Source organism: Roseateles amylovorans (assembly GCF_025398155.2).
GTDB lineage: Bacteria > Pseudomonadota > Gammaproteobacteria > Burkholderiales > Burkholderiaceae_C > Roseateles > Roseateles amylovorans.
This window is the reverse complement of the sequence record NZ_CP104562.2, coordinates 3497630-3512089: the sequence shown is the minus strand read 5'-3', so window position 1 is coordinate 3512089 and position 14460 is coordinate 3497630. Positions and strand designations below refer to the sequence as shown.

The window sequence follows — 14460 nt, the reverse complement described above, 5'->3', positions numbered from 1 at the left end:
GCCCATCGTCACTTCCAGAACGCGATCAGCAGCCCCACCAGAATGATCACCGTCGCCCCGAGCGGCACCGCATAGCGGCGCAGTGGGGAACGGTCGTGGTTGGGCATCAGGCGCCGCCCGGCAATACGGGGCGCCGTGTGGGTGGGCATGCCATCGGCAGGCGGCTGGCGGTCGATGTGCGGGGTGACCAGCCCGTCACGCACGCGCTGCTCGGCCCGACGCAAGCGCGCGGTGCCTTCGAGCATCGCCAGCTGCTTCATTTGGGAGTCCGTGTCCACGTTCGACGTGGGCGGGACCAGATGCAGGGTGCGGATGTTGCTGTCCGGGGAAGGGTTCGGTGTGGGGTCGGCTTTCGCTGAATGGGGTGAGCGCTGATGCATCTTGATGAACTGCCTTGATCGCTCCCTCGCCTCTCGAACGGATCATTGTGGCGAGGAGTCTACTCGCGCGCCGTAACAAGCCGTATGAGAATCGATGAGATTGATCCGGAGCAGCGTGTCGGGCCGCTGGCTCAGGCGTGCAGCACCACCAGCAACGCGGTGGCGGGCTTCTTGCCCGGATTGCGGATGGCGTGGGCGCCGTCCACCGCATAGCGTGCGGTCTCCCCGGTCTTGACCTGCTGCTTGCCGCCAGCGACCGTCACTTCCAGCTCGCCGACCAGCACGCTCAGGTGCTCCCGCGAGCCCGGCTCATGGGCGGCGGACTCCAGCGCGCCGCCCGGCTGCACTGTGAGCTCATACCACTCGAACTGCCCCGCCAGCTCGATCGGCCCCAGGATGCGCAGTCGGCATTGACCGTCCGGGCTGGACAGGCCGGGCGTCGAATGCGCAGCGACCACCTCGATCGGCGGCGCGGCGGGGCGCTCGCCGCCGAGTAGTTCGGACAGCTCGACCCGCAGCGCGTTCGCCAGGCGCCACACCACCGCCACTGTGGGATTGGCCTGATTGCGCTCGATTTGAGAGAGCATCGACTTCGAGACGCCGGCACGCCGCGAGAGTTCATCCAGCGACAGGCCCTGGGCTTGGCGCAGCGCCTGCAAGGTGGCGCCCACGCGGGGCGGTTCTAGCTTTTCGGAGGGGATGGCGGACATGAGGCGGATGGCGGCGAGAACGGTCACTGAAGCAGGGATTCAGACAGGGAAGCAAACCTGGACTGAGCGGGGACCTGAGCGGGGGCCTGATCGGGAACTGAACGCGACCCGCAGGCCTGGGCCGGCGCGGTACGCGGGACGGCCTCCGCTCGTGACGCAGGCTGCAGGCCATCTTGACCCGTTACGGCGATTCCTTGATACTGCACGGCTGTTCGATATAACGAACGCGTTCGATTTAACGGATTGTGCCGCAGGAGCTCCCGCATGACCACCCAAGCACCGACGACCGACGACTTCTACCGCCATCTGCAGACCGAGCTGCAGGGCATCCGCGACGCGGGCCTGTTCAAGAACGAACGCATCATCACCAGCCCGCAGGGTGCGATGGTCAAGACCAAGGACGGTCGCGAGGTGCTGAACCTGTGCGCCAACAACTACCTGGGACTGTCGGCGCATCCGCAGGTGCTGGAGGCGGCGCATGAGGCACTGCGCACGCATGGCTACGGCCTGTCGTCGGTGCGCTTCATCTGCGGCACCCAGGACATCCACAAGACGCTGGAGCAGCGCATTGCCCGTTTCCTGGGCACCGAAGACACCATCCTCTATGCCGCCGCGTTCGATGCCAACGGCGGCCTGTTCGAGCCGCTGCTCGGCGAGCAGGATGCGATCATCAGCGACGAGCTGAATCACGCCTCCATCATCGACGGCATTCGCCTGTGCAAGGCCAAGCGCTATCGGTACAAGCACAACGACATGGCCGACCTGGAGCGCCAGCTGACCGAAGCCCGCGGCGCGGGCGCCCGTCATGTGATGGTGTTCACCGACGGCGTGTTCTCGATGGACGGCACCATTGCGCAGCTCGACAAGATGCGCGAGATCACCGACCGCTTCGGCGCGCTGCTGGCCATTGATGAATGCCATGCGAGCGGCTTCATGGGCAAGACCGGTCGCGGCACGCATGAACACCGCGGCGTGTTCGGCAAGATCGACATCATCACCGGCACGCTGGGCAAGGCCCTGGGCGGCGCCTCGGGCGGCTTCACCACCGGCCGCAAGGAAGTCATCGAGCTGCTGCGCCAGCGCTCGCGTCCCTATCTCTTCTCCAACACGGTGGCGCCGAGCATCGTCGGTGCGTCGATCGCCGTGCTCGACCTGCTGGAAGCCAGCACCGCGCTGCGCGACAAGCTGGAGGCCAACACCGCCTACTTCCGTGAAGCCATCCAGCAGGCGGGTTTCCAGATCAAGCCGGGCACCCATCCCATCGTCCCGGTGATGCTGTTCGATGCGGTCAAGGCCCAGCAACTGAGCGCGCGTCTGCTGGAGCTGGGGGTGTATGCCGTCGGCTTCTTCTATCCGGTGGTGCCCAAGGAACAGGCGCGGGTGCGGGTGCAGATCTCTGCGGTGCATGAGCGTGAACACCTGGAGCGTGCCGTGGCCGCATTTGCCCAGGCGGGGCGCGAGCTCGGGCTGGTGGCTTGAGCGCCATCGGTCCCCTGATTTCCCAGTCGCGTGCAGTCAGCGCTCATCGGTCGCTGGCGAGCGGCAAATAGCAGCGGCAAATAGCAGCGGCAAGTGGCAGCGGCAAGTGGCAGCGGCAAGTGGCAGCGGCAAGTGGCAGCGGCAAGTGGCAGCGGCAAAGAGCAAGTAGCAAGTAGCAAGTACCAAGAAGTCCAATGACCAAGATTCTGTTGATCGGCGCGAACGGCCAGATCGGTTCCGAACTGGCGGTGGAGCTGGCCAAGCGCCACGGCAATGCCCAGGTGATCACCAGCGATGTGGCGCCCCAGGGCCGGGTGCCGCAACTCACCCACGAGATGCTGGATGTGACCGATGCGGCCGCGCTGGCCGCCGTGGTGAAGCGCCATGGCATCACCCAGATCTATCACCTGGCCGCCGCGCTGTCGGCCACCGGTGAAAAGCATCCGATGTGGGCCTGGGATCTGAACATGAAGGGCCTGCTCAATGTGTTGGAGCTGGCCCGCACGGTGAAGCTGGAGCGGGTGTTCTGGCCGAGCTCGATTGCCGCTTTCGGCCCGCAGACGCCCAAGCAGTTGACGCCGCAGACCACGGTGATGGACCCGACCACCATCTACGGCATCTCCAAGCTGGCGGGCGAGGGCTGGTGCCGCTGGTATCACGCCAATCACGGCGTCGATGTGCGCAGCCTGCGCTATCCCGGCCTGATCAGCTGGAAGACGCCTCCGGGCGGCGGCACCACCGACTATGCCGTCGAGATCTTCCATGAGGCACTCAAGCATGGCCGCTACACCTGCTTCCTGAAGGAAGACCAGGCGCTGCCGATGATGTACATGCCCGATGCGCTGCGCGCCACCCTGGAGCTGATGGAAGCGCCGACGGACCGGATCACCGAGTGGGGCAGCTACAACCTGGCCGGGGTGAGCTTCACGCCGGAACAGATCGCCGCCTCGATCCGCCGCAAGATCGCGGGGTTCGACATCGGCTACGCACCGGACTTCCGCCAGAACATCGCCGCCAGCTGGCCGCAGTCGATCGACGACACGGTGGCGCAGCGAGACTGGGGTTGGAAGCTGGGCTACGACCTTGATGCGATGGTGGACGACATGCTGGCCTCGCTGAAGGCGCAGCAGGCGGCCTGATTCCAACGTCCCAGCGGCATCCAACAAAAAAACCGACCCTGCGAGTGACTCGCCGGTCGGTTTTGTTTTGGGCGCCGCACAGTGCGCGGTGAGGCGTGATGGCGCCAGGATTGGGGCGAGGGCGCGTGCCCTGATGCGGAGGGGCGTGCGCCCGTTGCGGGCGGTCGCCCGGATCAACGCCACATCCACGTCCAAGGCAACGTCCCAGCCCATCGCTGGGGCCGGGCGCTCAGGTGCCGTGCTTGTCGGCTTCCGAGGTGAAGGCGTCGGCGTAGAACTCCTCCGCAGGCAGGGCGCAGCGGGCGACGAAGTCGCGCTGCGCGGACTCCACCATGATCGGTGCGCCGCAGGCGTAGATCTGGTGATGCGACAGATCCGGCAGGTCGGCCATCACCACCTGATGGACGAAACCGGTGCGGCCGGTCCAGGCGTCTTCCGGCTTGGGCTCGGACAGGACCGGTACATAGCGCAGGTTGGGCAGCGCCTCGGCCGCTTGCAGCGCCCAGTCGTGCAGATAGAGGTCGGACTTGGAACGGCATCCCCAGTACAGCGACACCGGGCGGGTGATGCCTTCATCCTGCATGCGCTCGATGATGGCCTTGATCGGCGCGAAACCGGTGCCCGAGGCCAGCAGCACGATGGGCTTGTCGCTGTCCTCGCGCAGGAAGAAGCTGCCGAACGGTCCTTCCATGCGGAGGATGTCCTTTTCCTTCAGCGCGCCGAAGACATGGTCGGTGAACTTGCCGCCGGGCATGTGCCGGATGTGCAGCTCGATCGCGGGCGGCGTGCCCAGGCGGCTCGGCGCATTGGCCATCGAGTAGCTGCGGCGGGCGCCGTCGCGCAGGATGAATTCCACATACTGGCCGGCGCGGAATTGCAGGTTCTGGTTGGCGGGCAGTTGCAGCTTGATGACCGCCACGTCGGTTGCCGGCTTGTCCACCGAGATCACACGGCTGGGCAATTTGAGCACCGGGAACTCGCCGGCGCCGGGGACGGTACGGGCCTCCAGCACGCAGTCGGTCTGGGGCCGCGCACAGCAGGTGAGCACCAGGCCTTGCGCCTCTTCCTCGGCCGAAAGCGCCTTGGGCTGGTGGTCCCCGTGAATGACCTGGCCCTCCATCAGTCGGCTCTTGCAGGAGCCGCAGGCGCCGTCCTTGCAGCCGTAGGGCAGGCCGATGCCCTGGCGGATGGCGGCGGCCAGCAGGGTTTCGTCGTCATCGACGGAATACGCACGACCGGCGGGCAGGACGGTGACCTGGAAGCTCATGATCTGAAGCGGGGCGCTGGGCACCCGGAAAAAGTCGGACAGAGGGCAGAAACAGAAGGCAGAAACGAGCGGGCCCGCGCGGCGTCGCGCACCGGGGTGCGGGGCATTCGCGCCGTGGCGCCAGTCGGTCGCACGACCGATGGATCAAACGATCGACCGGACGATCGACTGGACAGCGCCGCACCTGCTGACGCGAGACCCTGTCCGGCGCCTGGGCACAACCCGTAAACTGGTTCGCCATTTTGCCTGAGCCCTCGACCTCGATCCGATGTCCGTCACGAATCCTGCCCCGTTGTTCCGTCTGTCCCGTTCTCGCCGTGAGCGCCTCTTGATCGTGGGCTGCGGTGATGTCGGCCTTCGAGTGCTGCGACTGCTCGGTCAGCGCTGGACCGTGCTGGCGTTGACCAGCAGCGCGGCGCGCGCCGAGGCGCTTCGCGCGGCGGGTGCGATTCCGCTGGTGGGCAATCTGGATGACCCCGCCAGCCTGGGCCGTCTCGCAGGCCTGGCGGACCGTGTGCTTCACCTGGCGCCGCCGGCCACCCAGGGACGCACCGATGAGCGCACCCGCCATCTGCTGCAGGCGCTATCGCGCAGCGCGGCACCCAGGCGCCTGGTCTACGCCAGCACCAGCGGTGTCTATGGCGACTGCGGCGGCGCACGTATCGACGAAACCCGGGCGGTGAATCCTTCCAATGACCGCGCCTGGCGGCGGGTGGATGCCGAGGATCAGCTGCGCCAATGGGGGAGGGTGGTCGGCTGTGCGGTCACCGTGCTGCGGGTGCCCGGCATCTATGCCTACAACCGCGAGGGCGGCCATCCGCGGGAACGTCTGGCCAAGGGCCTGCCGGTCTTGCGCCAGGAAGACGACGTCTTCACCAACCATATCCAGGCTGACGACCTCGCCCGCGCCTGCCTGCTGGCGCTGATGCGCGGCCCGTCACAGGTGATGCATGCCAGTGACGACAGCGAAATGCGGATGGGCGACTATTTCGATCTGGCGGCATCGGTGTGCGGCATGGCGCCGCCCGGACGGATTGCGCGGGCCGAGGCCGCCACGGTGTTCTCGCCGATGCAGATGAGCTTCATGAATGAATCGCGCCGGCTGGACAACCGCCGACTCAAACGCGCGCTGCGGTTGCGGCTGCGGTATCCCACGCCGGCGGACGGCTTGCTGGCGGTCGAGCCCTGAGGCGGGCGTTCCAGAAACGTCGAAGGGCGCGCAAAGGGCGGAGATTGCAGAGGGCGCTGAAGCGGTAGAAGCGGTGGAAGCGGTAGAAGCGACAGAAGCCGCTGAGGCGGCTTCTGTTGGGGTGGCTGCGGCGGGGGCGGTCGCGCTGGGGATCAGGTATCCGATGCCGGCGGGCACATGGCCTTCATTGCGCTCGCGGTGCAAATGGAGCGCATGGGGCGCATGTCGGCAGGACGATCGGCCTGTCATCGCAAGCGGACCGCCATGGCGTCATGGCCGCCATGGCCCTCGCGATCAGCGACGGCGGGCGCCGCGCCAGTAATTGATCAGCAGCCAGGCGCCGAGCATGCCGCCGAGATGGGCGAAGTGCGCGATACCGCCACTGCCGGTGATGCCCAGCAGCAGTTCCAGTGCACCGAAGATCGCTACGAAGATCTTGGCCTTCATCGGGATCGGCGGGAACAGCGGCATGATGATGCGGTCGGGGAACAGCAGTCCGTAGGACAGCAGCAGGCCGAAGAGCGCGCCCGAGGCGCCTACGGTCGGGGCGGTGGAGCCCATGACCAGCGTGAACACCAGTTGAGCCGCCGCAGCGGTCAGTGTGCTGGCCACCAGCATCTGGGTGTAGCGCTTGGGACCCCAGACGGTTTCCAGCTCCGAGCCGAACATCCACAGGCCCAGCATGTTGAAGAACAGGTGCCAGGCGTCGCCATGCAGGAAGGCGTAGGTGATGGGCTGCCAGAAACTGAAGTTGCCGCTGTTGAGCGGCCACAGGGCCAGCATGACCTGAAGCCCGCCGAGGCCCGACACCAGTTCGAGCAGGCAGAACACCCCCACGCAGATGAGCATGAAGGCTTTGGTGACGGGGGGAATGAATGGCATGTCGGAGGGCGTCTTCAACAATGGCTTCTGAAGGCGCCGCCGCGCGGCGCAAGCGAATGCCCCAAGCGATGCGATCGACCTGGGGCGTTCGGGCGAGTGTAGCCGCGCTTGGCGCACTGCCACGTCGGCCCGGGCGCAGGTTGGTCTCGGTGTTCGCTTCAGCGTTCGTGCAGACGGCAATGGGTGCGGCCGCGACCAAACGGCCGCGACCAAACGGCCGCAACCAAACGGCCGCAACCAAACGGCCGCACCACAGCACCCCACGGGTACCGCACTGGCGGCCAGACAAATAGAAGACGGACTGAAGTGTTTGTTTGCTGATGACGCGGACCAGGTGAAGACCTGGTGCCCGGAGCCGGACTCGAACCGGCACACCTTGCGGCGGGGGATTTTGAGTCCCCTGCGTCTACCGATTTCGCCATCCGGGCGGCATCAGCAAAGGGGGCTGGATCACGGTTGCTGAACCACATCGCGTGGATCAGGCGCATTGCCAAAAAAAGCAACCCGGGGCCCCCGAAGAGAAAAGCATTATGCCATGCAAAGTGAAGCGGTCCTGAGAGAATGCGCGCCATGAGTGAAGCAAGCGCATTTGATCCTGCGGGCTATCCAACCCTCGAGGACGTGATCGGGAAGACGCCGCTGATACGGCTGCAACGGATGCTGGCCCCCGAGCTGGCCGCACGCGGCAACGTGCTGCTGGCCAAGCTGGAAGGCAACAACCCGGCGGGATCGGTGAAGGATCGGCCCGCCATCAGCATGATCCGACGCGCCGAGGAGCGCGGCGAGATCAAGCCCGGCGACACGCTGATCGAGGCCACCTCCGGCAACACCGGCATTGCGTTGGCGATGGCCGCCGCAATCCGCGGCTACCGCATGGTGCTGATCATGCCGGAGGACCTGTCCATCGAACGTGCCCAGACGATGAAGGCCTTCGGCGCCGAGCTGATCCTGACACCGCGATCCGGGGGCATGGAATACGCCCGCGACCTCGCCGAGCAGATGCAGCGCGACGGCAAGGGCCGGGTGCTCGACCAGTTCGCCAACAGCGACAACCCGCGCATCCATTACGAGACCACCGGACCGGAGATCTGGCAGGACACCGGTGGCCGCATCACCCATTTCGTCAGCGCCATGGGCACGACCGGCACCATCACCGGCACCTCACGCTTCCTGAAAGAACAGAACCCCGAGGTACGCATCGTCGGTGCGCAGCCGGCGGAAGGCTCACGCATCCCCGGCATCCGGAAATGGCCGCAGGCGTATCTGCCCAAGATCTACCGTCCGGAGTCCGTCGACGAACTGGTGTTGGTCAGCCAATCCGATGCCGAAGACATGGCGCGACGCCTGGCGCGGGAAGAGGGCCTGTTCGCGGGCATCTCCGCCGCGGGTGCCTGCTGGGTGGCGCTGCAGCTGGCTCGTCAGGTGTCCCATGCGACGATCGTGTTCGTGGTCTGCGACCGCGGCGATCGCTACCTGTCGACCGGCGTGTTCCCGGCTTGAGAGGATCCGGCCGATGATGACCCGGCATGAGATGACCCCGTCTGCCCGGAGGGCGGCCACTCGATCGCGAAGCGTCTTCAATCATCCTCGACCCTCACCGGGCCCTTGAGGCCGACCCCTGCGATGACCTTCCGCTACTGCCCCCAATGTGCTGCCGAATTGCAATGGATCGAGCGTCCGGAGGACGGCGGTCCCAAGACACGGTTGCGGTGTCCGGCCTGCGACTTCAGCCATTGGGACAATCCCACGCCGGTGCTGGCAGCCGTGGTCGAGTGCGTGGACCGCGAGGGCCAGGTCTTGCTGGCCCGCAATGCGGCCTGGCCGATGCGCTTCTTCGGCTTGATCACCGGCTTCATGGAGGCGGGCGAGACGCCGGAGGAGGGGATCCGGCGCGAAGTGCTGGAAGAGACATCGCTGCAGGCGCTGGGTTGCGAGTTGATCGGCGTCTACGATTTCCAGAAGAAGAATCAGGTCATCATTGCGTACCACGTGCCGGCCCGCGGTGACATTCAGTTATCGCCGGAATTGATTGAATACACGTTGACCCCGCCCGAACAACTGGAATGCTGGCCCGCCGGCACTGGCCAGGCCTTGGCGGACTGGCTGGTTCGTCGCGGCATCACGCCCCGATGGATGCCGCCACGCACTTGAACATGGATCACCGGGGCCGGGCGCAGGGCCCTGCGGCCCCACTGGATTGCCGGACTCGTCTGCCGGCCACAAGGAACTCATCATGGATATTCACAAGGAACTCGACACCCGCGGCCTGAACTGCCCCTTGCCCATCCTCAAAGCCAAGAAGGCATTGGCGGACATGGAAAGCGGCCAGTTGCTGAAGGTGGTGGCCACGGATCCTGGGTCCAACCGGGATTTCCAGGCGTTTGCGCGTCAGACCGGCAATGAGCTGGTGGAGCAATCCACGGTGGGCGACGAGTTCATCCACGTCCTGAAACGGCGCTGAATGGGGGGCGGTGATTCGGTCGGCAAGAATGACAAAGGCCACGCGAATGCGTGGCCTTTTTGCTGGAGCCCGTGCCCGAGTGCCGACCGGCGCTGGCGCCGTCCCTGAGCACGGCGCCAGCGCCCGGAGCGCCGGCTCAGTGCCGACTCAACCGCAGGTGCAGGCGGATCAGAACTCCAGACCGTGCAGGTACTCGCGGAAGCTGGCGCCCAATTCCGGGTGGGCCAGCGCCAGCTCGACGTTGGCCTGCAGGAAGCCTTCCTTGCTGCCGCAGTCGTAGCGCTTGCCTTCATAGCGATAGGCAAACACCTTCTCGCGGCGCATCAGCGCGGCGATGCCGTCGGTCAGCTGGATCTCGCCACCCACGCCGCGTGGCTGGCTGGCGATCTCGCGGAACACGCCCGGGGTCAGGATGTAGCGACCGGCCACAGCCAGACGCGAAGGCGCGTCTTCCGGTGCGGGCTTTTCCACCATGTGGGTCAGGTCCATCAGGCGGTCGCTGATCGGCGAGCCGGCCACGATGCCGTAGCGCTTGGTGTGCTCGGCGGGCACTTCCTGCACCGCGAGGATGGAGGCCTGCCATTCGGCAAACTGGTCCACCATCTGCTTGAGCACCGGGGGCTTGCCGACCATCAGGTCATCGGCGAGCAGCACGGCGAACGGTTCGTTCACCACGACGCATTGGGCGCACAGCACCGCGTGACCGAGGCCGAGGGCCTTGGGCTGGCGGATGTAGACGCACTCCATGTCGTCTGGCTTGATGGAGTGAACCATCGCCAGCAGTTCTTTCTTGCCGGCGGCTTCGAGTTCGGTTTCGAGTTCGAAAGCGGTGTCGAAATGATCCGGGATGGCGCGCTTGTTGCGGCCGTTCACGAAGATCATCTGGCGGATGCCGGCCGCATAGGCCTCTTCCACCGCATACTGAATCAGCGGCTTGTCCACCACCGGCAACATCTCCTTCGGCTGAGCCTTGGTGGCGGGCAGAAAGCGCGTCCCAAGTCCGGCGACGGGAAAGATTGCCTTGTTGATCAGGGCCATTTACGTACACTCCCACGGTTGTTGCGCTGGCATTGTTGCATGGCAGCATTGCAAGTAAATCAAACAAACATCTCAAGATCCCTCATGTCAGTGCTCGTCCTGGAACCGCTGGAGGCCGATGTCCTGGAGTGGCTGGCCGAGCGTCATCAGGTCCTGGCAATGCCCGAACTGGCGGCGGATCTCTCGGCCCTGAAAGAGCAGGTCTCGCAGGCCCAGGCAATTCTCTTGCCCGCCTCGATCGCGCTGGACGCCGAGATGATCCGGAGCGCCCCCCGTTTGAGGGCCGTCGGCCGCATCAGCGCCGGTGCGGAGAACATCGACATGGAGACCTGCCGCTTCGCCAACATCGAAGTGGTGCGTGCGCCGACCGCCACGGCCTCGGCAGAGGCGGAGTTCGTGGTGGGTGCGCTGCTGGCGCTGCTGCGCCGTGTGGCCGTGGAGACGGCCGATGGCGCGCTGGTGGGACGGGAACTGGGGTGCGCCACCGTGGGGCTGGTGGGCCTGAGTCCGGCCGCCCGGCAACTGGCCACGCTGCTGCCGGTTTTTGGTGCGCGCGTGATCGGTTATGACCCCGGCCTGCACCATGCTGATCCGCTGTGGGCGCAATGGGGCATCGAGCCCTATGGACTGAGGGAATTGATGCAGGCGGCCGATGCGGTCAGCGTGCAGTTGGCCTACTTCCCGCGCTACCGCGGATTGATGGGCGAGCGGGTGCTGGGCTATTGCAAACCGTCACAAGTGCTGGTGTCGACCTCTCACTCGGCACTGTTTGACGAGCAGGCGCTCGCCGATGCGCTGCACGGCGGCCGGTTGCTGGCCGCCTGGATGGACCTGATGGAGCCGGGGCTGATGGAGCCCGGCCGCCCGCTTCACGGGGCGCCGGGATTGCAGGTCACGCCCAGGTTGGCGGCCACCACCCGTGAATCACGGATGCGGGCCGCCTGGAGCGTGGTGCGGAGGATCTCGGAGATCCTCTCGACGCCCGAGCCCCAGGCCGAGTTCAGGCCGACGGTGCCAGGCGTGTTAGCTGTTCATTCAAGCGAACCAAAGTGGCGCTGAAATCGGCGATGCGCTGACGCTCCTGCGCCACCACAGCCTCCGGCGCGCGCGCCACAAAGCTTTCGTTGCTGAGCTTGGCGGTGGCCTTGGTGACTTCGCCTTCGAGGCGGGTGATCTCCTTGGCGATGCGGGCACGTTCGGCCTCGACATCGATATCCACCTTCAGCGCCAGACGCGTCGCGCCGTGCACCAGCACCGGCGACATCGCGCTTTGCTCGTTGAACGCGGCCTCATCCTCGATCAGCTCCACGCCTTGCAGCTTGGCCAGCACCTTCAGTGCCGGTGCGGCCTCACGCAGGAAGCTCAGGTCGCCGGTGACCAGCAACGGCACCCGGTCGGACGGGCTCAGGCCCATCTCGCCACGCAGGCTGCGGCAGGTGCCGACGACGGACTTCAGTTGCTCGACCCAGGCGATGGCCTTCTCGTCGATGCGCTCGGGCGCCGCGATCGGGTAGGCGGCGGTCACCAGGTAATCGGTGGACTTGCGGCCCGCAATCGGGGCGACGGTCTGCCAGAGCTCTTCGGTGATGAAGGGCGCGATCGGATGCAGCAGGCGCAGGATGGTCTCCAGCACCCGGATCAGGGTGCGGCGCGTGGCACGCTGGGCCGCCTCATCCCCGTGGGCCTGGGCGGTCTGGATCTGCACCTTGCTGATCTCGAGGTACCAGTCGCAGTATTCGTCCCAGACGAAGGAGTAGATGGCGTTGGCGACCTGGTCCAGCCGGTAGTCGGCGAAGCCCTGGGCCACCGCCTGCTCCACCTTCTGCAGTTCGCTGACGATCCAGCGGTCCGCCTGGCTGAATCGCAGGTAGCCATGGGCCGAGCCGCCCGGTGCGCATTGGTCCTTGGTGTGCTCGACCAGTCCGCAATCCTGGCCCTGGGTGTTCATCAACACGAACTTGGTCGCGTTCCAGAGCTTGTTGCAGAAGTTGCGGTAGCCCTCGCAGCGCTTGCTGTCGAAGTTGACGCTGCGGCCCAGGGTGGCCATGGCGGCGAAAGTGAAGCGCAGCGCGTCCGCGCCGTAGCCGGGGATGCCTTCCGGGAATTCCTTCTCGGTGGCCTTGCGGACTTTGGGCGCGGTCTCGGGGCGGCGCAGGCCTTGGGTGCGCTTGTCCAGCAGCTCCGGCAGCGCAATGCCGTCGATCAGGTCCACCGGGTCCAGCACATTGCCTTCGGACTTGCTCATCTTCTTGCCCTGTGCATCCAGCACCAGGCCGTGGATGTACACATGCTTGAAGGGCACCTTGCCGGTGAAGTGCTTGGTCATCATGATCATCCGGGCAACCCAGAAGAAGATGATGTCGTAGCCGGTCACCAGCACCGAGGACGGCAGGAACAGGTCCTGCTCGAGGGTCTTCTCCGGCCAGCCCAGGGTGGAGAAGGGCACCAGAGCGGAGGAGTACCAGGTGTCCAGCACGTCTTCGTCACGCGTCAGGGCGCCGGTGTAGCCGGCCTCAGTGGCCTTCGCGCGGGCCTCGGCCTCGTCATGGGCGACGAAGATCTGGCCGTTTTCGCCGTACCAAGCGGGGATCTGGTGACCCCACCAGAGCTGGCGCGAGATGCACCAGTCCTGGATGTTGGTCATCCACTGGTTGTAGGTGTTGACCCAGTTCTCGGGCACGAACTTGACCTCGCCGCTGGCGACCACCTCGATCGCCTTCTGCGCGATGCTCTTGCCATCGGCGCCCGGCTTGCTGGTGGCGACGAACCACTGGTCGGTCAGCATCGGTTCGATGACCTGGCCGGTGCGGGTGCAGCGCGGCACCATCAGCCGGTGCTTCTTGACTTCGACCAGCAGCGACTGGGCCTCGAGTTCGGCCACGATCTGCTTGCGGGCGACGAAGCGGTCCAGGCCCCGGTAGGCGGCCGGGATCTCGTCGAGGGTGTCGACCACCGTCGCATCCAGGGTGAAGATGGTGATCATCGGCAACTGGTGCCGCAGGCCGACCTGATAGTCGTTGGTGTCGTGCGCGGGCGTGACCTTGACCACGCCGGTGCCGAAGGCCTTGTCGACATAGTCGTCCGCGATCACCGGCACCAGGCGGCCGGTGATGGGCAGGCGGACCTGGCGGCCGATGAGGTGTTGATAGCGCTCGTCGTCCGGATGAACCATCACGGCGGTGTCGCCCAGCATGGTTTCGGGACGGGTGGTGGCAACCACCAGGGTTTCGTCACCCTCGGCCATCGGGTAGCGGATGTGCCACAGCGAGCCTTCCTCTTCCTCGCTCTCGACTTCCAGGTCGGAGACGGCGGACTTGAGGATCGGGTCCCAGCTCACCAGGCGCTTGCCGCGGTAGATCAGGCCTTCGGCATGCAGCTTGACGAAGGTGTCGGTCACCACCTTGGACAGCTTCTCGTCCATGGTGAAGTACTCGTGCTCCCAGGAGACCGAGTCACCCATGCGGCGCATCTGGCGGGTGATGGTGTTGCCGGACTCCTGCTTCCATTCCCAGACGCGGGCGACGAAGTTCTTGCGGCCGAGGTCGTGCCGGCTCTGGCCCTGGCCCTGCAGCTGGCGCTCGACGACGATCTGGGTGGCAATGCCGGCATGGTCGGTGCCGGGCACCCAGAGCGTGTTCTGGCCGCGCATGCGGTGGTAGCGGGTCAACGAGTCCATGATGGTCTGGTTGAACGCATGGCCCATGTGCAGCGTGCCGGTGACGTTGGGCGGCGGGAGCTGGATGCTGAACGATTCGCGGGACGGATCCAGCGTCGGCTTGTACAGGCCCTTGGACTCCCACAGCGGGCCCCAATGGGCTTCGAGGGAGGCGGGTTCGAAGGACTTCGCGAGTTCAGTCATGGAGCAGCGGCGCCGCCAGGGCGCAGTCAACAGGCGGGGAGGGCCGAGTCGGCCGG

13 protein-coding genes and 1 tRNA gene are annotated in these 14460 nt (G+C 65.9%); 7 read left to right on the top strand and 7 right to left on the bottom strand.

All coding sequences use genetic code 11. From position 1 onward, the window contains the following. Nucleotides 1–8: 8 nt before the first annotated feature. A complete protein-coding gene (locus N4261_RS14530) occupies nt 9–260 on the bottom strand; it encodes a hypothetical protein (RefSeq protein WP_261756017.1) in 252 nt (83 codons plus the stop codon). Between the two features lie 251 nt (nt 261–511). Continuing rightward, nucleotides 512–1090: a helix-turn-helix domain-containing protein gene (locus N4261_RS14525; RefSeq protein WP_261756016.1), complete on the bottom strand. Its 579-nt coding sequence runs from the start codon at nt 1088–1090 to the stop codon at nt 512–514. 264 nt (nt 1091–1354) lie between these two features. On the opposite strand from N4261_RS14525, the gene kbl reads away from it, so the two are divergent. Then, on the top strand, nt 1355–2569 hold the full coding sequence (gene kbl, locus N4261_RS14520; protein ID WP_261756015.1) for a glycine C-acetyltransferase: 1215 nt from the start codon (nt 1355–1357) through the stop codon (nt 2567–2569). A 194-nt stretch (nt 2570–2763) separates the two neighbouring features. Continuing rightward, a complete protein-coding gene (locus N4261_RS14515; RefSeq protein WP_261756014.1) occupies nt 2764–3708 on the top strand; it encodes an NAD-dependent epimerase/dehydratase family protein in 945 nt (314 codons plus the stop codon). A 229-nt stretch (nt 3709–3937) separates the two neighbouring features. On the opposite strand, the gene N4261_RS14510 is transcribed toward N4261_RS14515, so the two are convergent. Continuing rightward, the gene (locus N4261_RS14510) at nt 3938–4975 is read right to left on the bottom strand and encodes a CDP-6-deoxy-delta-3,4-glucoseen reductase (protein ID WP_261756013.1); all 1038 of its coding nucleotides are present in this window, start codon (nt 4973–4975) and stop codon (nt 3938–3940) included. Nucleotides 4976–5243: 268 nt separating this feature from the next. On the opposite strand from N4261_RS14510, the gene N4261_RS14505 reads away from it, so the two are divergent. After that, nucleotides 5244–6164, top strand: a complete 921-nt coding sequence (locus tag N4261_RS14505) for an NAD-dependent epimerase/dehydratase family protein (protein WP_261756012.1) — start codon at nt 5244–5246, stop codon at nt 6162–6164. Nucleotides 6165–6458: 294 nt separating this feature from the next. On the opposite strand, the gene N4261_RS14500 is transcribed toward N4261_RS14505, so the two are convergent. Both N4261_RS14500 and N4261_RS14495 read right to left on the bottom strand, forming a co-directional pair. Next, nucleotides 6459–7046 (bottom strand): rhomboid family intramembrane serine protease, encoded by a 588-nt coding sequence (locus N4261_RS14500; RefSeq protein ID WP_261756011.1) that lies wholly within the window; start codon nt 7044–7046, stop codon nt 6459–6461. Between the two features lie 343 nt (nt 7047–7389). After that, nucleotides 7390–7474 (bottom strand) — tRNA-Leu (locus N4261_RS14495). A 142-nt stretch (nt 7475–7616) separates the two neighbouring features. Between N4261_RS14495 and cysM the strand changes: the two genes are divergently transcribed. The 3 genes from cysM (at nt 7617) to N4261_RS14480 (ending at nt 9507) form a co-directional block, all read left to right on the top strand. Then, nucleotides 7617–8546, top strand: a complete 930-nt coding sequence (gene cysM, locus N4261_RS14490; RefSeq protein ID WP_261756010.1) for a cysteine synthase CysM — start codon at nt 7617–7619, stop codon at nt 8544–8546. 123 nt (nt 8547–8669) lie between these two features. Next, nucleotides 8670–9197, top strand: coding sequence for an NUDIX hydrolase (locus N4261_RS14485; protein ID WP_261756009.1), 528 nt, complete (start codon nt 8670–8672; stop codon nt 9195–9197). 82 nt (nt 9198–9279) lie between these two features. After that, nucleotides 9280–9507 carry a sulfurtransferase TusA family protein gene (locus tag N4261_RS14480; RefSeq protein ID WP_261756008.1) on the top strand — a complete coding sequence of 76 codons (228 nt, stop codon included), beginning with the start codon at nt 9280–9282 and terminating at the stop codon, nt 9505–9507. A gap of 168 nt (nt 9508–9675) precedes the next feature. Here the strand turns inward: N4261_RS14480 and galU are convergent, their stop codons facing one another. Further along, nucleotides 9676–10545, bottom strand: coding sequence for a UTP--glucose-1-phosphate uridylyltransferase GalU (gene galU / locus N4261_RS14475; protein ID WP_261756007.1), 870 nt, complete (start codon nt 10543–10545; stop codon nt 9676–9678). Nucleotides 10546–10629: 84 nt separating this feature from the next. Here galU and N4261_RS14470 point away from each other — a divergent pair, with 84 nt between their 5' ends. Beyond that, on the top strand, nt 10630–11604 hold the full coding sequence (locus N4261_RS14470; RefSeq protein WP_261756006.1) for an NAD(P)-dependent oxidoreductase: 975 nt from the start codon (nt 10630–10632) through the stop codon (nt 11602–11604). Here the strand turns inward: N4261_RS14470 and N4261_RS14465 are convergent. Further along, entirely contained in the window at nt 11546–14404 is a 2859-nt protein-coding gene (locus N4261_RS14465) for a valine--tRNA ligase (protein WP_261756005.1), read from the bottom strand. The genes N4261_RS14470 and N4261_RS14465 overlap by 59 nt on opposite strands. Nucleotides 14405–14460 lie beyond the last annotated feature (56 nt).